This is a genomic window from Mesorhizobium sp. B2-8-3 (assembly GCF_006440815.1).
GTDB lineage: Bacteria > Pseudomonadota > Alphaproteobacteria > Rhizobiales > Rhizobiaceae > Mesorhizobium.
The window spans coordinates 92,989-112,647 of sequence record NZ_VFTW01000007.1 but is presented as its reverse complement, the minus strand read 5'-3'; the positions used below and the strand labels follow the sequence as shown (position 1 = coordinate 112,647).

Genomic DNA, 19,659 nt, shown 5'->3' with positions numbered 1-19,659 from the left:
CGGCAGAGGGTTACGGACGGGCCGCGTTTGCGACCTCGAAGGCGCACTCCGGGCGGAGCTTGTCGTGACCTTCGAACTTCGAGCCGATCATCAGGGTGCCCAGGCGGTCGCTCTGGTTGTCCATCGTGACGCGGAGGCCACGGCGGCGGAGCGTACCGACTGCCATCGGGTTGGAGATGATGCCAACCGTCTTGGTGAAGTCGCCCTGGTACTTGGCGCGACCCGTGGTGATGTTGGTCTTCGGGACCGAGTTGGTGCCGCGCGGCTGGATGCCGGCGACCAGGCCGACCTTGCCGGTCGAACGGTTACCCGCACCGGAGGTCACCTCGCTGTCAATGCCCGTGTAGCGGGACAGGAGGAGGTACTGCTGCCACGGGAGCCAGTAGGTCGGCTCGCCGCCGCCCGTGTCGTTCTTGCGGATGTACTCGACCGCCGAGTAGGCAGCGGCTTCGAGCTGGGCCGGGTCGGTCGCCATGTTGGCATGCCAGGCGTAGCCCGGAACCGGACCACCCACATACGGCGGCACGGTGACGCGCGAGGCGTTGACCATGGCGCGACCGATGCGGCTGTTGCTCTCCGAGGCCAGGCTCTCGCCGATCTGGCGGGCATACGGACGGGACAGCGGGTAGTGGACCATCAGCTCGTCGATTTCCGCGATGAAGGCGGAGTCCACGAGGATGGCGTCGAGGCTGATCTCGACCTCGTTGTGCTCCATGCCACCGCCCTCGATACGCTCACCGGGGATGTGCTCGATGGCGTTCCGCTTGCGACCGATGATCGGGAAGACCTCGGACTTGCCGGCGGAGATGTTGATGACGTGGGTCTTGTCGTTGAAGTCGAACGTCTCTTCCCAGGCCTCCAGGGTGTAGTCCGTGAAGTTCCGCATGAACAGTTCGCGTTCATCGGTACCACCGGCCTTCTTACCAGGGAGGGTACGGGCGTCGGTAAGTGAACTCATTCGGGTTCCTTTGTCATGAATGAGGGAACCCCGGAGGACCATCCTCCAGGGCAACTGTGTGAAGGTGCGTAGGGTCGGGACGTGCTACTTGAGCGCGGCTTTGCCTGCCTTCAGGACGGCATCGATGGAGGATTGAGCCTTGCCGGCCACCTCATCGGGAATGTCGTCCGGGATGTTCGCCAGGATGCCGGCCAGCTTGCCAGCCTGACCTGGGAGCATGAGCGCCGTGGCCTGCTTGAGGCCGAACACTGCGGCGAAGATGATGGCCCATCCTGCCATGTACCAGGCAGGCGCATCAGGGTTGAAGAGCTTCAGGTAGTCGAAGCCCTCGATAACGAAGGGCCGGAGTCCGGGGATGAAGAGCCCGATCATCGGCATCGACCAGAGGATGAGCATGAACTCGTCCTTCCAGCTCGACCCCGCTTGGTCAGCCCACTTCAGGTCCCACTCGATGTCCGCCTTGACCTTGTATGCGGCGATCTCGGCCTTGGCCTTCAGCTCGGCCACCTTGGCGTCGGTCTCCGCCTGCTTGATCTGGTCTCGGCGGGCCGACCAGTCGGAGAGCTGCTTCGCGAGGTACTCGACCAGGGGGATTGCTGCGAGCCATCCCATGGTCAGAACTTCGAGGCGGAGCGGCGGGCGTTGTAGAGCGCCCAGGCCTTGGTGTCGCCCTGCTTGATGGCGTCACGGACTTCCTTCATCTCCTGGCGGTCCTTGAAGGGCTTCACCGAGGGAGCCTTCTGACCCTGGCCCTTGGTCCCGTCGCGCAGGGGCAGCTTCGGCTTGGTCACCGGGTTGGCCTTCTCGAAGCGGGCCATGAGGGCGAGCACCGCCTCCTCCTTGGCCGCCTGGTCCTTGCCCTTGGTGATCTTGTTGAAGCGGTCCTGCTGCTCCTGGGTGTAGCCGCCGTCCTTGCCCCACTTCAGGGCCGCCTGGAGCTTGTCCGCGCCGCCAGCCACCTCGAAGAGCTTGTTGTCGGACTTGACCACTCCCTCGGCGTCGGACGCCTTCTGGGTCTGGGCCATGGCCTCGATCTGCTTGACCTGGGCCTTGGAGATGCCACGGGCCTCCAGGTAGGCGTAGGTGTCGTCGTTGAGACCCTCTTTGCCGGCCTCCTGGTTGGCCCAGAACTCCTGGGTCAGCACCCCGTCGAGGTCCAGGAAGCCGTCCTCCTTGAGGTACTTGGCGTCGAACTTGGCTACGCTGTCGGCGTCCTCGGGGTCGAAGGCTCCCAGGTCTTCCTCGCCACCCTCGCCGTCATCCTCTGCTGCTCCCTCCTCGTCAGCTCCTTCAGCTTCGTCTCCGTCAGCCCCATCGGTAGTCCCGTCGGTGCGCACATCGTCGTTCTCCTCGTCGGCTGGAAGGTCGTCGCTGTCGAACGCAACGGCGTCCTTGGGTTTCCTCACCAGGTCGCCGCTGTCAGCGTCCATGGAGATGGAGAACGGCGTCTCCGGGCTGGTGTACTCGGCGTTCTCAGCCATTCTGCATCACTCCTTCTGGTACGTTGCCTTGCTCGACCATCTTGCCGATCATGTCGGCTCCGCCCTGGGCGAGAGGGCCGGTGGCCTTCTCCAGGAGGGTCTTCTGCATGGCGTCCTGTTTCTGTTGGGCGGTGTCTGCCGCCACCTGGTTGTCGTCTTTGACCAGGCCGTCCGTCTTGACCGTCTTGTAGGCGAACAGTCGGCGGAGGTAGCCGGTCGGGTTGATGAACTGGGCAAGGGCATCGCCCAGGACTTCCTTGGCTTCCGCCATGCCTTCCCGGAGGCGGCTGGCCTCGGATGATTGGCTTAGGCTGTCGATGCCGGTGATGATGCTGGTACGGACCAGACCCTCGGGGAGCTTCCCGATGTCCTCGACCTCCTCGTGCATCATGATGAAGCGGAGCACGAAGTACTTCTGGGAGGTCTGCGCGACGGCGGACCACAAGCCACCCATCGCTTGGTCGATCTCTTGGGCGAGGATGCGCCATTCCTCGGCGGTAACCCGCTCCCCGGTGCGCTGCACGGAGGAGAACATGAGGAACGCCTGGCCGAGACGCTTGACGGCCTTCTCGCACTCCTGGGAGGTAACCGCGAGGTCACCGCCCTTGTCGGCTCGGAGGGTCTTCACGTCCTGCTCACGGCCTGGCACCACGTCCAGGTTGTCGGCCTCCAGGATGTCCTTGATCTCGGTCGTCCCGTTGGGGTCCACCAGGGTCAGGAAGCGGGCTGCTGCCGCGCCGCCGTCCTGGAGCGCCGCCGAGAAGTTCTCGACCGCCATCATGTCGCCCTCGTAGTCCTGGCAGTAGGGCAGGAACCAGTTGGAGCCATACTCCGGGATCATGCCGCCGAAGTGGATGGTCGGGGTGTCGAAGTCGGTGACCGCCTCGGTACCTTCCACCACATGGCCGCCCTCGACCTCCTGCCAGTAGACGTATTCCTTCTTGCCGCCCTCACGGACGACCAGCTTCTGGCAGTGGAAGATGGTGATCTCGTCATCCCAAGGATTGCTCCCCGGCTCGACCTTGGCCTTGTGGAAGTCCGCCGCGTCGATGATGTCCTGGTCGGCCACCATGCGGGACACGGAGACCTTGATGACACCCACCAGGGGCACACCCCCGGCGTCACGCTTCACCACGTAGTTGTGCATGTTGTAGATGACCGGGTTATCGATCTCCAGCCAGAGGCAGGCCGAGTTGCCGGTCAGGAGGAGGAGCTTGTAGTACTTGGTGATCGCCGCTCGGGCCTGGGTGGCTTCGAGGCGGACCCGGTGCATCTCCTCACGGCGGGACAGGGCGTAGAGCACCTGGCCGTACATCTCGGGGTCCTGCTTGATCTCCGGGTCGATCTTGTCTTCCCTCGGGATGAACTTCCAGCCGGCCTGCCCCGGAGGGAGACCCGTCAGCATCATCTTGGAGGCTAGCGTGTTGATGGCGTTTGCGTTGATGGACTGGTTGGTCACCTCCAGAGGGTCGCCCGTCTTGTATTGCTCCGGGGGGAAGGTGGAGGGGCTGGAGATGGCAGCCAGGCGACGACCCAGTTCCACCGGACCCGTGCGATCCGCAAGCTGGCTCTCGTAGAAGTCCTCGGCGGTGATCCCCAGGTCGGTGTCACTTAGGGTGTCCATGGATCACCTCACATCTGGATGGAGCCGGAGGGCGTCACCGTGGGCTTCTTCGAGGTCCGCTTGACGCGGTAGTTCGGGGCGTCGTCGCCAAAGTTGTCCATCGTCTCCTGCTTGCGGGTCTGGCCCACGGCGGGAGCATCAGGGGCCGGGAGGGGCGGAGCTGGGGCCGCTGCGGGCTCCTCCGCTTTCTGTTGCTTTCCAAGGCACATGCTGTCGTTACATCCTTATCGGGTGTGGGGTGGTCTTGACGGTCGGCTTGACGGCAACCGCTGGGGTCGCGTCCACCGGGCCGCCCTGCTTGAGGGTCTGCTCGGTACCGTCCGGGTTCTTGATCTTGGAGACGAAGTGGGCGTCCGCCTCCTCCGGCGCATAGGCCGGCTTGTTGATTGGTGCTGAAGGCTGGCCGCCAATGCACATGGCTAGTCCTCGTCGTCTTGAGGGAGGTCGTGATCCTCATCGCCCTTGCCCATGCGGATGAGCTTCCGGGCCAGCTCCACCTTGCCGGCGTAGCGCTGGGCTTCCGCCATGGTCTCGTCGGGACCGATGCACTTGGGCGGGAAGTTCTTGCGGAGGTAGTCGATGAGGTCGAGGCCGATCCGGGGTTGCTTCACCGCGACCATGCTGGGTCGCCCGCGAGGTAGGCCAGGTACATGAAGAGGTTCCTGCCTGCCTTGCCGAGGTCCTCGATGCCGTTCTTCCAGGGGAACCTGGAGGTATACTTGACGGCGTTCTCGATGCACCAGTGGTAGCCCCCGGACTCGACCAGGAAGTAGGTCGGCTCCATCGGGAGGCGGTCGTAGTGGTTCGGCTTGAGGACCTGCTCCCCGGTGACCTTGTTGGGCTTCCAGCCGGCATCCGTGAGGAGTTTGATCTGCTGGTTGATGCGGAGGTGGGCCTCCTGGATGGTGGCAGGCGAGGCCTCCGGCCCAACGATGAGCTTGAGGATTTCCCGCTGGAAGTCGGTCAGCTCGCGATTGACGTGGAGGAAGACCTGGAACATCAGGTCCTTGCGGAGGTTGCTCATTCGGCGGGCTCCCCGAAGACGTGTTGATAGATGGCCCTGGCCGCCAGCTCATCGCCGGGGACCATGGTGACGGTGAGACCCTGCATCCCCAGCATGCCCCAGATGGCCTGGTCCAGGACGCGGGCCTCATCAAGGGTCTGGTTGCGGCCCACCGTCTGGTACGGCTTGACGCGCTTCAGATAGAACAGGGCGTTCTCGTAGAGGTCGAAGGCCCCGCGCACCGCCTGCCGATACCACTCCTTGTCGAAGCGTTCGTTGGCGTACACCAGGCCCAGGAGGAGCGGGCTGTCGGTCACCACGTAGTCCACCTTCCCCACGAGACGGGACAGGCGGGCTTCCTGCTTGGCCAGGACGTAGAGCTGGTTAGAGAGGGTGTTGAACCTCCCCTCCCAGGTCAGGTCCTTGGCGAACTCAGTGACCAGCTCGCAGTTGTGGCCCTTGAGCTTCATGATGTTGAAGAGGCCGGCTGCCGTGGTGGACTTCCCCGCGCCAGGGCCGGCACAGAGGTTGATCACCAGCATCAGACCCTCCTGGCCGCGACGCCCGACATGATGAAGCCAATCGGGAAGGCCAGCTTCTTGGTGATCTCCGTGGCGATGTCATCGTCCAGTCGGAGCCCGAAGTGATCCCCGGCGACCGCGATGGCCTCCAGGTAGGCGGCCTGGGCGTTGAGGAGGTTGTCGATCACGTCCACCTCGACCGGCTCCAGGCGTTTCTCACCGGGTCCTGGGATGTCCGGCTGGATGGGTTCCATTGCGTTGTCCATGTCAGACCTCCGTTGCGGTGAACTTCTGGCCGGTCGTCGCGCCGATCACGCTGACCGCCTTGTTGGTCTGGACCTGGTAGAAGGCTCCCGAGACCAGCTTGTAGCTACCCGCCGTGTCGATGCCCGCCGGGTTGCCATGAGGGTTGATCCAGAGGTCCGCTGCGGAGATGTTCTGGAAGGTGAGAGAGCGGCGGCTGGGGTTAGCCGGCGCGAGCTGCTGGGCGGTGTTGCCAGCGGTGATGGCCCCGGAGCGATCCGCCCCAGGTCCAAGCAATTCAGATACGTTCATGGTTATTCCTTTCCGGGCACCCAGAGGGTGACGGTATGGGTTTCGAGGTCGTACTCGCCCCACTGGAGGATGCGGGCCAGGCGAGCGGTCTTGAGGGCGTCCGCCTCGGTGAGACCGGCCTTCTCGTAGTTGCAGACGATGGCCTCCCAGATGGAGCACGGCTCCCCAGTGTGCCACTTGATGGTCTTCTGCCCCTTGTCCTTGCCCCGAGGGATCACCCCCTCCTTGGGGTAGAGCTTGACCGGCTCCTCCACGATGCGCTGGGCGCGGGTCTTGCCGATGCCAGGGCACCCTGGGTAGCCGTCCACCGCGTCCCCCGAGAGGGCCTGGGTGTAGTGCCACTTGGCCGCCTCCATGGGGGTGACGGTGCGGACGATAGGCTTGCCGTTCTCGTCATCGTCCCGGAGCTGGTAGTGCTGGCCGGGGATCGTCGCGAAGTCCTTGTCGCGGCCCACGATGATGACGTTATGCTCGGCCAGCTCGGGGGCGGTCCCCCAGATGCCAATCGCGTCGTCGGCCTCTAGGTACGCCAGGTTGGTCGCGTCGTAGCGGAGGCGGAGGTAGTTCTTGAGGTGCTCCAGGAGCATCGGCCTCACGCTGTCCTTGCGGTTGGACTTGTAGGAGGGGTCCACCTTGAGCCGCCAGTTGTCAGCCGTGGGGCAGGACAGGAAGACGCGAAGCTCGTCAGCCTTGAGGCTCCGGCGTATCCAGTCGATCATGTTGTCCATGCACGACTCCCCTTCCCAGGTCCGGGCCATAGGCTCGACCATGCCGGAGGGGTAGAACACCTGGTGCTGGACTGCGGCGGCAGCCTTGAAGGCCATCGTGTCCCCGTCGAGGAGGATGATGGTCTTCTTAGTAGCCATTCCAGGCCTCCTGCACCTCGGCGGCCAGGAGGTACCAGTCCTCCACGATCTCCTTGACGCGGACCCCATTGAGGTACTCGGCCACGGAGATGATGACGCCACAGGCCAACTCGGCGGGCAGGAGGTAGATGACCAGGAGCTTCCGGGCGAGCGCCGGCTCGACGGCCTTGATCTCGATATTGGTGAAGGTGGCCACGCTGATCGCAACCATGAGGTAGATGACGAAGGCGAGGAGCATTACGGTGTTCCTTTCGGCTGCATGAGGTCCCGGTGCCGCATAGCCGAGAGGCCTTCAGCGGTGACGTGCCAGGAGCGAGAGAGGGAGAGCCCGTCAGGGGCGATGATGCTGATCCACCCCAGGGAGGCGGCCAGTGCGATGAGGGGTGCGCGTTCGCGCGAGTAGTTCGAAGAGATGGACGGCGGGTCGAACCACGCCTTGTCCACGATCTCCCATAGGCCGTCCGGGTACTCCCCGAAGTAGCCCCCCGAGGAGGCCCTGGACCTGGCCTTAGTGGCAGTCTTTCCAGTTGTGTCCGGTGCGCCCGTCCGTATCGAGGGCTCCGAGGAAGCCGAGGGACTGGGCGACGTTCTGGACTGCCTTCTTGGAGGCCGCTTGGATGACTGCACCTTGGGCCTCTTCCATATGCTCGAATTGCAACTCGTCGTGGACCCAGGCCATCTGGCCGAAGTCCTTGTCTTCCACCCACCGCTCCTCTTCCTTGAGCACCCGGTCGGTCTCCAGCATCCACTCCTTGCACACGATGGCACCCCCGCCTTGGAGGGCCTGGTTGAGCGTTGCGTGTTCCTTGCGGATGGACAGCTTGCGACCGTCGAGTGCGACGATGAAGCCTTGCGCCTTGGCCTGGTCGGTCAGGGACTTGTTGAGGTCCTTGAGGCCGGCGATGCCCTCCAGGAAGGCCTTCTTGACCTCCTGGCCGCGCATGGTGTGGGCGAGCGTCGAGCGATCGGGCATGATGAACTTGCCCTTCATGGTCCGCTTGACCCAGGCGATGTAGCTCTTGGCCGCTGGACTGTCGGCCAGGGCGTCGATCTCTTCGTCCGGCACCCCGACCCCGAGGCCGATCTTCAAGGCCCCTGCCCCGTAGAGGAAGGCATAGGTCACTGTCTTGGTAGCGGCGCGGGAGAGGCCGGTGATCTTGGCGTTCTCCGCATGGATGTCCAGGCCTGGGGTCGAGACACGTCGAGCGAACTCCCCACCGTCGAACTCCCAGAGGTAGTGGCCGAGAAGCCGTAGCTCCAAGCCGGAACAGTCCACGCCGGTCTGCCAGGGGAAGGGCTTGCCAGGTCCCCATAGGGTCCGGCACTCCACCCCGAAGCCACCCTTCCAGCCCAGGACTTCCCGCTCGACACCCTCCGCGTCCTTCGCCTTGGTGACGGAGGGTACCTGCCCCTTATTCGGATCTTTGTGGGCGCCGCGGTGGGATACCGTACCCAGGGTGTCCATCCGGCCATGTATCCGGCCATCCTCCTGCACCAGGCCGATCCAGGACTTGTTACCGTCCGAGAGCTGACCCAGTGTCTTGGCATTGACCAAGAACTCCAGGATGACCTCCCGGAGGTCCTTCGGGAGGACCGACTCCGGGATGGTCTTCAGGGTGGTTTCATCCACCTTGGCCTGGTCATTGTTCTTGCCGCCGAACTCCGTGGGCACCCAGCCGTAGACAGCCTGGAGGCGATCCCCGAGGTGCTGCCTGGACTTCGGATTGAAGGTGACCCGCTTGATGCGGACGAAGGGAGCGTCCGGGGAATAGTGGGCCTGGGGCGGGCCGACATAGGGCGTCAGCTCCTTGCCCGTCTTCTCGGAGACCCGGCGCACGGTGATGTCGGGGAACTGGGTGAGCTTCTCGCTGTAGGCCCTGGCCGGCGCTGCGCCGGTCTTCGGGTCGTCTTGCGGTTCCCACCAGGAGCCGAACGCCTTGACCAGCTCCTTCTCCAGCTCGGCCTGGCGGGTCTTGATCTTGGCGGCGAGCTTGACGCCCCCCTCCTTGTCGAAGCCGTAGCCGCGTTGGGTCTCCTTGTCGATGTGCAGCCAGGTGCGGTGCTCCAGGTCGATGGAGCGCTCCGACCAGCCTACTCCTCCGGCTGCCTTTCCGGTGCCGTCGAAGTGTCCCTGGATGAGGTTCCAGAGTGCGTGGGTGACCTCAACGTCCTGGACGCAGTAATCCTGCATGGGCTTGTTCCAGGCCAGCCAGGGGTCGAGTGTGGGCTCGCCCTTACTGTCCACGGTGACCAGGACTCGAAGTTCCTCTGGTACGGCGTCAAGGCCTTCCTCCTTCAGCTTCTTGGCGTACTCCTTGACCGTCGCGGAGTACTCGCCCTTCATCTGCCCCATGCGGTAGCCCCAGGCTTCCAGCTTGTGAGCGCCGATGAGCTGACCGGGGAGCTTGCCTGCCCTCCACCTCGGGAAGTCCAGGTCCTTGAGCCGGTCCACTGGCCAAATCATCTTGGCCATGATGAGGGTGTCGCGGACGGTGCCTTCCGGCTTCCACCAGGGGTGTAGCTTCTGGATGGCCGGGATATCGTAGGAGAGGATGTTGTGGCCGGTGATGTAGTCGGCCTCCTGGAGGCGTGACAGCCCGTACAGGATTGAGTACGGCCCATCCTCCGCGTGGCAACTATAGAGCTGCCTCGTGTCGAGGTCCTTGAGGACCAGGGAGTGGATGGTTGTCAGTTCTGGGAGGAGGCCGTTCGTTTCGATATCGAACGCCAGTCTCATCCAGGCTCCTCCATGCTCATGGCATTGAGACGGGTGACGAAGGAGGTCTTCTTCCTCGCCACTTCGGCCAGGACATCGGGGTCCAGGTGCGGGTTGAAGATGGAGGCCCCGCGATAGCGGAACCACTCGTGGACCTCATGCAGCTCGGCATCCTTGATGAGGCCGAACGCCGCGCCGACGACCTCTTGCCGGCACATGTGGAGGGAGAGGTGCTGCTTGCGGGACTTCCAGGGCTCCCTGGTGCCGTCCCGCTTCTGGCTGTCCAGGGAGGCTTCCGCCTCGGTGGAGACCTCGACCTGGAGGTAGGGCCTGCCGCCGTCCCAGCCGAGGAGGAGCGACCAGCCAGGCTTGTAGGTGATCCTGCCGATGATCTCGACAATCTCTTGAAGGGTCATTTCAGTCTGCCTTCCAGCAATCGCAGTGGGCGCACTTCAGGCGGTGCCAGGAGCGGCACCCAGCGGTTTGGCGGAGGTACTCCTCGTCATACCCCTTGGGGCGCTTGGAGCGCGGCGTCAGGACCAGCTCGGCGGCAATGCGTTTCGCCGTCTTCTCGATGGGTGTCATGGGGCCGTCCTTGGGGGGTATGAAGCCGATGAAGCCCTGGTGGTCAGGGTTGAAGCCGTCCTCGTGGATTTCTCGAGCCAGGTAGTTCTCGCCGTCCGGCTCCCCGTCGATGTCAGCTAGGGTCGTGGGTATGGACCTTGAACTGCTTCCTCCTGACCGCCGCATGGATGGCGCTTTGGAGGCCTCCAAGCCAGCCGACGATCTTGTCGCGGGCTGCCGAGACCGGGAGCTTCTGGGCATCGTCGAGTTCCGTTGAGTTGGTGTATTCCTTGAGGGATCGGTAGTTGACCCCATGGTGGAGGAGGGCGTCATAGGCGAAGTTGAGGAAGCCCACCCATGCCTGGGCCAGGGTCAGCCTCACCCCCAGGACGTGGACCTCCTTGCGGACCTCCTCGATCTCTTTCTGCAATTTGTCGTTCACGTCAGTAATCACCCTGTACTGCTGGGAAGGACGGAGCCTTCTCGTCGTTATCGTTGTCTGGATATGGCTCGTTGGTAGCCACCTGGCGGCCCACGTCCTCCATCCACTTCAGCACGTCCGCGACACCTGTCGTGCCGACATGCCGGTTCTTGAGGATGCGGACCTGGGTGAGGTCTGGGCGCTCGCCCTGCTGGTTCCGCTCATAGGCATGGACGCCCATGGAGAAGTTCGCCACGCCGGCAGACCCACGGATGTTCTTGAGGCTGATCTGGCCGCCTTCCTCGAAGGCCTTCCCCTCACCGCGATTGAGGTGGTGGGTGATCTGGAGGTTGGCTCCGGTCTGCTTCACCAGGCGAGCGAAGTTGTAGGACACCTTGTCCAGCGCCTTGCGCTCGTCCTGGGCATCCACGGCGGCCACGATGAAGGACAGCGGGTCGATGAAGATGACCCTGCAATCCAGGCCCTTGGCCATGTACCGGATGTAGCGCTCCAGGGCGTTGAAGGACCACTCGGCCACCTCGGGGTCGAACAGCTCCACCAGGCCCGATCCGAAGACTGCCGTATGGAGGGTCCGAAGCTCCTCCTTGGGGAGGGGATTGAGGTGGAGTCGGCGGTTGGCCCTGGCGGACATGAGGTCGAGTTGGGCCTTGCGGCGGGTATCCTCGAAGCGCATCACCCCGAACTTGATGTTGTTCTGGAGGAGATGCTCCATGATCTCCACGATGATGGAGGTCTTGCCGATGCCGGTGCCGGCCACATGGTAGATGACCTCCTTCTCCCGGATGCCACGGGTCATCGCCTCGGTGGCTGGCCAGGGGTAGGAGCAAATGGTCTCGGCCTCGGGCTCATCCATGTCGGTGATGCAGAGGGCCGCGTTGACGATCCCGTCAGGAGCCCAGAGGGTCGCCCCATAGACCGCCGCGTAGATGTCCCCGCTCTTGCCGGCCTGGGCGAGCTGGTTGGCATCCTTGACGCCCTGAACCTTGATGGTCTTCACCTTGCCAGGCTCGAAGAGGGCAGCACAGTCGGCCACGACCTTCTGGCCGCTCTCGTCGTTGTCGAACCAGAGGATGATCTCCTCGAAGCGGTCGAGCCAACGGTAGTTCGCCTTGAGCTGGTCGAGGGCGGAGCCGTCTCCACCCACCACCGAGACAGCGGGCACCTTGAAGGCCATCGCCTCGGCCACACTGTGAGCGTCGTGCTCCCCGGTGGTGATCACCACCTTGCGGTCGTACTTGTCGCCCCAGACGTGCTGCCCGTAGAGCTGGCACTGCCTCGGGGCCGGCGCATTGTCCACCACGGGGTCGAACCAGAACTGCTTGTCCTTGTCGCGGGACTTCTGGTGGACCAGCTCGCCCTTCTGGTTGTAGATCGGCGCGATCTGCCGCGTCTTGCCCCGCTCCTTATGGACGAAGTACCCGAAGCGCTGGAGGGTCTCCAGCTTGATGCCTCGGGACTTCAGGCCATCCGGCATGTACTCGGTGGTGAACGGAATGGCGGCCTCGGGGGTCCTTGTCGGGACCGCCCCGAAGCCTGGGTCGTCGGTATCCATGGAGTGTGTCGCCTTGCGCCGCAGGCCGCAGTTGGGGGTGAAACAGAACTGGTGGCCGTCGCTGTATGTCGCGAGGTTGTCCTTGGAGCCGCACTCTGGGCACGGCCCCTTGGAGATGACCGTGCTGTCCTCCTGCATGTCAGGGCCAACGGTAGGAGTTGTGCCTCATGGCATGTTCCCGGTCGGTCTCGCCGGGGAGGTGGAAGCCCGAGAGACGCATGAGGTCCGTGAGCGGAGCGTCGGTCACCAGGGCCATCTGGCGGACCCAGCCAAGGCTACCGGGAGCGGTCTCCTCGCAGTCCGCCACGGTGAACCGGACGGTCGTCACGGTCTCCGTAGGGTCCGGGTTCCTCATGTACCAGGGCTCGTGGAAGGGGTACTGGCAGGCGACGAACTCCCAGCACTTGCCATGCATCTGGCCGATCTTGTCGGCGTACATGAAGCCCAGTTTGCGCTTCCGGTTGCCGGCGTCGAAGACGGTGATCTTGAGGCGCTCGCTCATGCGTCCACCCCGACCTCGACCCAGTAGGCCTTGTAGCGGGTGCCGCCGAAGTCCCGCTTCCACTCGGTCTGGATGTCGAGACCCAGCTTGTTCAGCTCGGAGATGCGGGTGGTGACCTCCTGGACGCCCAGGGTGTTGATGGCGACCTGGCGGGAGAGCTGGCGGCCCGTCATCAGGTAGTCGTAGACGAGGCGCTGCTGGGGGCCGAGGTTGATGATGTCCGCGTCGGACAGCTTCTTGGTCTTGGTCATGAGGGTCTCCGGGTGATCTCGGGGGCTCCCCATCGGTAGCCGGTGATGGCCAGCACGATGAGGACCCAGGCGGTTGCGATGGTGAAGGTGAGGCCCACGGCTACTCGCCCTTGCCCACGTTCATGAAGGGGATCGCCGCGTTCGGCTGCATGGTGACCGGCAGAGCGCCGTTCCACTTCTCGGCCTTGGTCAGCTCCACCAGGGCGGAGTTAGCGGCCAGGGCCTTGGCGCGGGCCTCGATGGCAGCGGCGGTGGCTTCACCCTCAGCCTTGAGCTTGAAGGCGCTGGCCTCACCCTCGGCCTTGAGTTTGTAGGCGTTGGCGTCGGCTTCCGCCTTGAGGCTGTCCGCGCGACCCCTGGCCTGGGCGACGGCGATGTCCGCCTTCACCTTCTCCTGGGCGAGCACCTGGTTCTGCTTCTGGACCTCGACCTCGGCCATCATGCGGGCTTCGATGGTCTGCTCGTAGGCATCCGAGAAGTCGATGTTCTTGACCTGGACGCTATCGACCACGATGGGGCCGTTGACGCCCTCGATCACCGCCTTGGCGATCTCGGAGTTGAACGTGCCGCGCTCCTGGATGACCTTGACCGCCGTGTACTGGCCGAACACCGTCTTGACGCTCGCCGGTACGGTCTGCTCGATGGTCCGGCTCAAGAGGGTCTCGATGCTGCCGTAGTGCTGGTAGACATCCTTCACGTCGCCCTCGGGCACATGATAGGTCACCGTCACGGCAAGGCTCGCGGTCTGCTGGTCCTTGGAGTAGGACAGGAGGGCGGAGGTGCCTTCCCAGTTGAGGTTGCCCTGGCGGGTGCTGATCTTGCGCACCGACTGGAACCACGGGGTTTTGAAGTGCAGGCCCGGACCCTCGACCGAGGTGAAGCTGCCGTTGGTCAGGAGGATGCCCCGCTCACCCTCATCGATGGTGTACCAGGAGCCGAACAGGACGGTCAGGGCGACGAGTGCCGCGAAGACAAGCCCGGTGATCGCTGCATAGAAGCGCATGAAGTAGCCTTTCGATTTGGGAGGGTGGGCCTAGAGCACGATGCCCTGGGCGTAGAGGTCGAGGTCCTCCCGGAGGAGGTCCATGTCGATTGGAGGACAGGCTGGGTGGCCGGCGCGTCGATAGCGCTGGACCTCGGTGTGGCCCCGAACCTTGATGCCGGGGTAGGCCTGCCGCAGTTCGTGCAGGAGGCTCAGAAGGGTGTGGCGCTGGGCGGTCGTGAAGTTGTCCACCCCGTCTCCGCCAGGCTCCTCCCTGCCGCCCACCAGGCAGACCCCGATAGACTCCAGGTTGAGACCCGGCGTGTGGGTGCCGATCTTCTCGCGTCCCCGGCAGTGAACCAGCTCACCATCGCGTTCGATGATGTAGTGGTAGCCCACGGCCAGGAGCCCCATCTTGAGGCCGCCGTCATGCGCCAGGGCCGCCCACCTCGGGACATCCATGGCGGTGCCCGGTTGAGTGTGGCTGTCGTGCAGGATGACCAGCTTGGTCTCCTTGCGGTCCTTGTAGCGGATCAAGCGGTCCCCTCCACCTCCGCCTGGGCGAGCTTGTCCAGGGGGTCTTTGAGGACCTCGGCGTCCTTCGGTAGGGCATCCATGATGTTGAGGACGTGGGCCAGGTACTCGGGGCGCTCATAGTGGAGCCGGCCCCGGAGCCACATGGCGACCGCCGCCGCGCTGCCGATGAGGAACATCTTGGTGGTCTGGGGAGACATGTCCCCTGCGAGAATCGCCGCCATGGCCTGCTTGTTGGCCTTATCGAGCCAGGTCAGGAGGGTGGCAGGGCGGGCGGCCACGCGGTCGATGGTGGAGCTATCCATTGAGAACTTCCTCGGGTTTTCGGGTGGGTCCGGGCTCCTTGAGCCACTCCACGGGGATGACCCTGGTGGCCCACTTGATGCCGTACTTGTCGCACCACATGGCGTAGGTGGTCTTGGACCCCTTCACGATCTTGTCGTGGGGGCGCTGGAAGACGAACCGGATGTCCAGCTCGGGATGTTGGAGCTTGATGAAGAGGTGCTTGGCCCTGTCCTTGGGCTCCAGCTTCCCCTTCGTCTCCACGATGATCCCGTTGGGTAGTGGGAAGTCCGGGGTGTAGGTGCGCCGCGTCTCCGGCACCACGTAGGGCACCTTCAGCGTCTCAAAGCGAACCTCGACCCCGTGAGCTTCCAGGTGGCGGGCGTTGATCTCCTCCAGGCCCGACCGGAAGCCCTGCCGAAGGCCAACGGCCTCCGGTGACTTGTCGGTACGGTTCCAGGATGTCTTGCGAGCCTGCCGCCAGTTGCCCCTGCTAACGCCCATTCTCGGAGTCGAAGAACAGGGACATGCTGACGGAGAAGGCCACCAGGCCGGAGAGTAGCCCGACCACCCCGTTGTCCACCGTGATGCCGGCGAGGAGACCGAAGGAGGTCCCCATGAGCGCCGACATGCAGATGGCCATGATGATCTGGACCACGAAGTCGATCATCAGTAGTCGCCGCCCGTCTCGTCCGGGCCGTTGTCCTGGGGAGCCTTGTTGTCGAACCCGGCATCCGCCTGGTCAGCCACGAAGCCGCCGTCCACGGTGCCGAAGCCCTGGCCGCCGCCGCCACCGCGCTTCAGCTTGGTGATCTGGGCCTTGGCGAGGTCGAGGCGAACGCCGGCAGTCTTGGAGGACGACACCGCGATGCCCCGCATGGAGTACAGGGTGCGGCCCTCGGAGCCATTCCAGACCGGCACGTCGATGACCTGGTTCTGGCTGTCACGCAGCTCGATCTTCACGGTCTTGAAGCCGGAGGGCTCCTTGTCGGACTTGATCTTGGCGTTCTGCTTGAAGGTGAACCGGATGACGCCGGTCGGGTTGCCCTCGTCGTCCTCCAGGCGTTCGAACGGAAGGTAGAGAGACCACTTCTTGGCCTCGGCAGGCTTCATGTCCTTGGTGTATTCCGCGAGGTAGGCCTTGGAGGCTGCCTCGATGTCGGCGGCGCACTTCTCGGCCTCGGGGCCGGAGCTGTCCAGGTCGGTGTGGTAGAGGCCGTCCGCGTTGTACTCGGTGTCCGGCTTGTTGAGCCACGGGTGGACGAAGGTGCCGAAGTGACTGAAATGGAAGTTGGCCATGAGTGGTCTCCTTAGATGACAGGCTGGTCGCGGATGTGCAGGCCGGCGTAGTCGCGGAGGGCCTCCATCTGGACGTTGGGCTTGGTGTGGAAGTCGGACGGCGCGGTCAGGATGCGGCGGCCCAGGCGGAAGAGGTCCTGGGGGTCCATCGCAGCCCGCTCGGCCATCACGGCGAAGAGGACGGCAGCGGCGGCAACCACCACCTCGCCCTTCTCGTGGGAGCCCCCATGGAGGAGGGCATGAGCGGCATTCGCCACGGTGTCGCGGGACACCATGTGCAGTTGCGTAGGGTCGATGCGCGATGACAGCGAATTGACGATCATTGAGCTGCTATCTCCTTTTATCAAGTAGGTCGGCATTATGTGCAGATGCGTAGCGTCAGGCGAAAAAGTAGTCCGACTGCCTGATTTGCCCCAGGTCCAGCGAACCCATCGGGGGCACTTCCCTCCACTCTCCGGTCTCATCCCCGTTGGCCACGTACTTGCAGGCGTCCAGGAACTGGGCCAGGACGGGCTGCTCGTGGGTGAAGATGAAGGCCTCCCTCAAGCATTGCTCCAGGGTCCACATGTCCCCCGCCACGGTGCCGTAGGCATCATGGATGCAGGTGAAGCACTCCACCCCTGCCTCCCGGAGCATGTTGGCGCACGTCATGAGGGCCGAGGCGTCCATCGAGTGGACGAAGTTCGGGGCGACCCCCGAGGACTGCTTCGCGGTGTTCAGCTCCTTGGTCTCCCGGTAGGCCCGGAGCTTGAGCAACTGACCATCCAGCTTGGTCTCGATCCGGTACTCCTCCTCGGTGGCGTAGAAGTGCCGGACGTAGAAGCCAGCAGGGGTCCACCAGCAAAGGGCCTTGCCGCTCCGGGACGCGATGGCGCAGTTGTGCTGTATCCACTCCATCACCTCGATAGGACGGATGACGACCTCCTTGACCGCCTTGAGGAGGAAGTCCACCAGGAGGTTGACGGCATCCTTGCGCTGGTCCTTGGGGATCGCCGCGCCGTCCTTGTCGTGCTTCTTGAGCCACGCCAGGGTGTACTTGAAGTAGGCGCTCCTGGTCCCGCCGTAGGGCACGATCATGACGGGGCGCTTGGCCACCTCCCTCGGGACGGTAGCCCCGAAGAGACGGCCCCACATACGGACGTGGGGGTTGAGGGGCTGGTCGTCCAGGAGTTGCTGCACGATGTTCCCCACGTCCATGTAGATGTCCCTAGGCCGGTTGCCCGGTACCAGGTTCACCTTGCGGCCACCCTCCTCGTCCCGCACCATAGCGGAGAGGTGCTGGATGCCGTTGCATGTGCCGTCCACCCGGATCGGAAGGGAGCTGATCATGCCGGGGCCTTCGTCCAGCCAGCGCACCCACTCGAAGATCGCCGCGAGGCATTGCCACGGGTCGTCCTCGTCGGCCCAGAGCCGGTTGTCCAGGGGGTCCGCCGCGATCTGCCGCCAGCGGGCCTCACGGTCCTTCACCCACTTGATGCGCTCGGCGTAGTCCGTCTTGTCCACCCCATGCACGTTGGCCAGGTGGATCGCGAGCCACTGCTCATCGTCCTCCTCGACGGGCTTCCCCCTCCCGAACGTCAGGAGACCCCGGTCCAGGTCCCTCCCTTGCGGCGAGAGGTCTGACACGATGCTGTACATGCGGCCCCGGAAGTCGAGGTGATGGGGGAAGAAGAACTCCCCCTCCTCGGCCAGCCTCCGGGCGAGCGTCAGGGTCCGGCGCTGGGCGATGAACCTGGAGACCCGCAAGGCGTTCTCGGCGTGGATGTCCCCTGCGATCTTGGCCCAGGCCTTGTACTCTGGGGTATCCTTGACGACACCCTCGGGCAAGGCCGGGGGGTCGATCTTCTCCTGGCGGATGATGCCGGCGATGGCGAGGTCCTTTTCGAAGATGCGCTCGGCCACCTCAAGGACCCTGGTGTTGATCGCCCAGGGCGTCCGCTGGACGTAGTTCACCGCCGCGTAGACCTCCGGCATGTCCAGGGCTTCGAACTCCTCCAGGGCGACCTGGCGCTGCTCCTCGTGGTTGGCCTTGAAGCGGATGAGCACTGGGGACTTGACGAAGGGCGTATGGTAGCCGCCACCGCGAGGCCCATCCCAGTCGAGGGGCGGAATGAGGGTCGGTGCGAAGGCCGGCTGGTGGAGGAGTTCATCGTCGAGGGCGCTATCCATCCACTGGGCCAGCTCGTTGTCCGGCATGAGGACCTTGGGTCGTTGCGCCCAGGCTCCTCCCTTGATCCGGTAAGGCTCCCAGGCGGGATCGCCCACAACGTGGAAGCGCTGGGTGCCCTCGATCACCATATCGATCATGGTGAGGCCCACCCGCTCCCGCTCCGTGGATGTCCAGTCGAGCCACCCCAGCTCATCGTGCTTGGACTTGTTGAAGATGGCGATGGTGGAGCGGCGCTGGTGGATGGAGGTTGACTTCCGGTCTCGGAAGCGTTGCTGGAGGGTGCGCCAGTCTTCGGGGTCGCTCTCCTTCCAGAACTGCATCCGTGCCTCGTGCTCGCAATTGGTGCCGATCTCCATGGCGATGGACAGGAGGTTGCGGTGCTCCATGCCAAGCATCCGAAGGACCGCCTTGAGTGCGACCATCGCGGCGGTGTCGGCGTTGAGCTGCTGTAGGGGTGCTCGGGAGATTGGCACGGTGCCGCGCTTGGGGGTGTTGAGCCAGCGCTGGAGGGCCTGCGACACGGGGACGACCCACTCATAGAGGAGGCTCCGATGGGGACGGAGGCCGCCCAGGTTGTGCTTCTCCCTTGCCTTGTCGATGCGGGCCTTCATGCGCTGCTTGCCGGTCTCCATCATCTCCTCCTCGAAGGCTACTTGGTCGTCCCAGCGGTCGTGGAGGTAAGCGGGTTGGTTCATGCGGTCTCCTTGGCGGTAAGCTCGTGGTACTCTGCCTGGGTGAGGCTATGGACGCGGTAACGGGCACCGCCGACCTTGGCGTACAGGACCCACTGGTCCGGCACCCTGGTCTCCGCCCCGGTGAGCGGTGGCATCAGGCCCATTTCCAGGAGGCCCCGCTGGAGGGCATCGTTGAGGAGGGTCGTATAGGGGGAGTTCATTGGGTGACCCGCTCCTTCCCGTTCGCCTGGAAGTGCTGCCCGAAAACCTTCAGGGTGGCTATGCACATACCCGCCATGATCGCCCTCTCGTGGGGCTTCTGGTTCTTGAGCTTGCGGAGGATGGCCTTCTCGGTCTCGCGCCGGAACTCTTCCTTGAATGATGTCTCGTCCATTAGTCGGAAATCCTCGTCTGTTCTCTGATGATGGTGCCGGTCCATTGGCACTGGCGGGTCTCGATCCTCCACCACCGCCCCAGGTCATCGACCGTATGGACGCGGTAGAGGAGCTTCATGGTCTTGAAGTTCTCGGCGGGTGTCCGGTGGGTTGCCGGCCACTGCTTTTTGGCGTCTGCCACTGGTGGCGCGGAAGGGGCACATTTACTCGACACTCTGTGCAGAAGCGTAGTGAGGGCGGAAAGCATGAGGCCTTGCCTTTCCTGGGTTCTCGCGGTGGACTGTGTGC

Annotated in this window: 28 protein-coding genes; all 28 read right to left on the bottom strand. The window is 64.1% G+C overall.

Features of this window, described 5'->3' with window-relative positions; translation table 11 throughout:
• Nucleotides 1–10: 10 nt before the first annotated feature.
• Nucleotides 11–958 (bottom strand): hypothetical protein, encoded by a 948-nt coding sequence (locus FJ418_RS13670; RefSeq protein ID WP_140866192.1) that lies wholly within the window; start codon nt 956–958, stop codon nt 11–13.
• A gap of 84 nt (nt 959–1,042) precedes the next feature.
• A complete protein-coding gene (locus FJ418_RS13665; protein WP_140866189.1) occupies nt 1,043–1,570 on the bottom strand; it encodes a hypothetical protein in 528 nt (175 codons plus the stop codon).
• A gap of 2 nt (nt 1,571–1,572) precedes the next feature.
• Nucleotides 1,573–2,439, bottom strand: coding sequence for a hypothetical protein (locus tag FJ418_RS13660; RefSeq protein WP_140866186.1), 867 nt, complete (start codon nt 2,437–2,439; stop codon nt 1,573–1,575).
• Nucleotides 2,432–4,063, bottom strand: a complete 1,632-nt coding sequence (locus FJ418_RS13655; RefSeq protein ID WP_140866182.1) for a portal protein — start codon at nt 4,061–4,063, stop codon at nt 2,432–2,434. Before FJ418_RS13655 ends, FJ418_RS13660 begins: the two co-directional genes overlap by 8 nt.
• Before the next feature lie 216 nt (nt 4,064–4,279).
• On the bottom strand, nt 4,280–4,480 hold the full coding sequence (locus FJ418_RS13650; protein ID WP_140866179.1) for a hypothetical protein: 201 nt from the start codon (nt 4,478–4,480) through the stop codon (nt 4,280–4,282).
• A gap of 2 nt (nt 4,481–4,482) precedes the next feature.
• A complete protein-coding gene (locus tag FJ418_RS13645; protein WP_140866176.1) occupies nt 4,483–4,683 on the bottom strand; it encodes a hypothetical protein in 201 nt (66 codons plus the stop codon).
• Nucleotides 4,671–5,087, bottom strand: a complete 417-nt coding sequence (locus tag FJ418_RS13640) for a DUF3310 domain-containing protein (RefSeq protein WP_140866173.1) — start codon at nt 5,085–5,087, stop codon at nt 4,671–4,673. Before FJ418_RS13640 ends, FJ418_RS13645 begins: the two co-directional genes overlap by 13 nt.
• Entirely contained in the window at nt 5,084–5,608 is a 525-nt protein-coding gene (locus FJ418_RS13635) for an AAA family ATPase (RefSeq protein ID WP_140866170.1), read from the bottom strand. Before FJ418_RS13635 ends, FJ418_RS13640 begins: the two co-directional genes overlap by 4 nt.
• A complete protein-coding gene (locus tag FJ418_RS13630; protein WP_140866167.1) occupies nt 5,608–5,853 on the bottom strand; it encodes a hypothetical protein in 246 nt (81 codons plus the stop codon). Before FJ418_RS13630 ends, FJ418_RS13635 begins: the two co-directional genes overlap by 1 nt.
• Nucleotide 5,854: 1 nt before the next feature.
• Nucleotides 5,855–6,142: a hypothetical protein gene (locus tag FJ418_RS13625; RefSeq protein WP_140866165.1), complete on the bottom strand. Its 288-nt coding sequence runs from the start codon at nt 6,140–6,142 to the stop codon at nt 5,855–5,857.
• 2 nt (nt 6,143–6,144) lie between these two features.
• Nucleotides 6,145–7,008 carry a hypothetical protein gene (locus FJ418_RS13620; RefSeq protein WP_181166929.1) on the bottom strand — a complete coding sequence of 288 codons (864 nt, stop codon included), beginning with the start codon at nt 7,006–7,008 and terminating at the stop codon, nt 6,145–6,147.
• A complete protein-coding gene (locus FJ418_RS13615; protein ID WP_140866160.1) occupies nt 6,998–7,246 on the bottom strand; it encodes a hypothetical protein in 249 nt (82 codons plus the stop codon). The genes FJ418_RS13620 and FJ418_RS13615 overlap by 11 nt, the downstream gene beginning before the upstream one ends.
• A gap of 270 nt (nt 7,247–7,516) precedes the next feature.
• Nucleotides 7,517–9,745, bottom strand: coding sequence for a DNA polymerase (locus tag FJ418_RS13610; RefSeq protein ID WP_140866157.1), 2,229 nt, complete (start codon nt 9,743–9,745; stop codon nt 7,517–7,519).
• Nucleotides 9,742–10,140 (bottom strand): hypothetical protein, encoded by a 399-nt coding sequence (locus FJ418_RS13605; RefSeq protein WP_140866154.1) that lies wholly within the window; start codon nt 10,138–10,140, stop codon nt 9,742–9,744. Before FJ418_RS13605 ends, FJ418_RS13610 begins: the two co-directional genes overlap by 4 nt.
• A 281-nt stretch (nt 10,141–10,421) precedes the next feature.
• Nucleotides 10,422–10,730 (bottom strand): hypothetical protein, encoded by a 309-nt coding sequence (locus FJ418_RS13600; protein WP_140866152.1) that lies wholly within the window; start codon nt 10,728–10,730, stop codon nt 10,422–10,424.
• 1 nt (nt 10,731) lies between these two features.
• Entirely contained in the window at nt 10,732–12,420 is a 1,689-nt protein-coding gene (locus FJ418_RS13595; RefSeq protein WP_140866149.1) for a DnaB-like helicase C-terminal domain-containing protein, read from the bottom strand.
• 1 nt (nt 12,421) lies between these two features.
• A complete protein-coding gene (locus tag FJ418_RS13590) occupies nt 12,422–12,784 on the bottom strand; it encodes a hypothetical protein (RefSeq protein ID WP_140866146.1) in 363 nt (120 codons plus the stop codon).
• Nucleotides 12,781–13,035, bottom strand: a complete 255-nt coding sequence (locus tag FJ418_RS13585) for a helix-turn-helix domain-containing protein (RefSeq protein WP_181166928.1) — start codon at nt 13,033–13,035, stop codon at nt 12,781–12,783. The genes FJ418_RS13590 and FJ418_RS13585 overlap by 4 nt, the downstream gene beginning before the upstream one ends.
• A 100-nt stretch (nt 13,036–13,135) precedes the next feature.
• Nucleotides 13,136–14,038 (bottom strand): prohibitin family protein, encoded by a 903-nt coding sequence (locus FJ418_RS13580; protein ID WP_140866140.1) that lies wholly within the window; start codon nt 14,036–14,038, stop codon nt 13,136–13,138.
• A gap of 30 nt (nt 14,039–14,068) precedes the next feature.
• The gene (locus tag FJ418_RS13575) at nt 14,069–14,554 is read right to left on the bottom strand and encodes an N-acetylmuramoyl-L-alanine amidase (protein WP_140866137.1); all 486 of its coding nucleotides are present in this window, start codon (nt 14,552–14,554) and stop codon (nt 14,069–14,071) included.
• Nucleotides 14,551–14,856, bottom strand: a complete 306-nt coding sequence (locus FJ418_RS13570; RefSeq protein WP_140866134.1) for a hypothetical protein — start codon at nt 14,854–14,856, stop codon at nt 14,551–14,553. Before FJ418_RS13570 ends, FJ418_RS13575 begins: the two co-directional genes overlap by 4 nt.
• Nucleotides 14,849–15,337 (bottom strand): hypothetical protein, encoded by a 489-nt coding sequence (locus FJ418_RS13565; RefSeq protein WP_140866131.1) that lies wholly within the window; start codon nt 15,335–15,337, stop codon nt 14,849–14,851. The genes FJ418_RS13570 and FJ418_RS13565 overlap by 8 nt, the downstream gene beginning before the upstream one ends.
• Complete coding sequence (locus tag FJ418_RS31905) at nt 15,327–15,503, bottom strand: hypothetical protein (RefSeq protein WP_181166927.1); 177 nt, start codon at nt 15,501–15,503, stop codon at nt 15,327–15,329. Before FJ418_RS31905 ends, FJ418_RS13565 begins: the two co-directional genes overlap by 11 nt.
• Nucleotides 15,503–16,132: a hypothetical protein gene (locus FJ418_RS13560; RefSeq protein ID WP_140866128.1), complete on the bottom strand. Its 630-nt coding sequence runs from the start codon at nt 16,130–16,132 to the stop codon at nt 15,503–15,505. Before FJ418_RS13560 ends, FJ418_RS31905 begins: the two co-directional genes overlap by 1 nt.
• A gap of 11 nt (nt 16,133–16,143) precedes the next feature.
• Entirely contained in the window at nt 16,144–16,455 is a 312-nt protein-coding gene (locus FJ418_RS13555; RefSeq protein ID WP_140866125.1) for a hypothetical protein, read from the bottom strand.
• A 55-nt stretch (nt 16,456–16,510) separates the two neighbouring features.
• On the bottom strand, nt 16,511–18,997 hold the full coding sequence (locus FJ418_RS13550) for a DNA-directed RNA polymerase (RefSeq protein WP_140866122.1): 2,487 nt from the start codon (nt 18,995–18,997) through the stop codon (nt 16,511–16,513).
• Nucleotides 18,994–19,197: a hypothetical protein gene (locus FJ418_RS13545; RefSeq protein WP_140866119.1), complete on the bottom strand. Its 204-nt coding sequence runs from the start codon at nt 19,195–19,197 to the stop codon at nt 18,994–18,996. The genes FJ418_RS13550 and FJ418_RS13545 overlap by 4 nt, the downstream gene beginning before the upstream one ends.
• Nucleotides 19,194–19,370 carry a hypothetical protein gene (locus FJ418_RS31900; protein WP_181166926.1) on the bottom strand — a complete coding sequence of 59 codons (177 nt, stop codon included), beginning with the start codon at nt 19,368–19,370 and terminating at the stop codon, nt 19,194–19,196. Before FJ418_RS31900 ends, FJ418_RS13545 begins: the two co-directional genes overlap by 4 nt.
• Between the last annotated feature and the right edge of the window lie 289 nt (nt 19,371–19,659).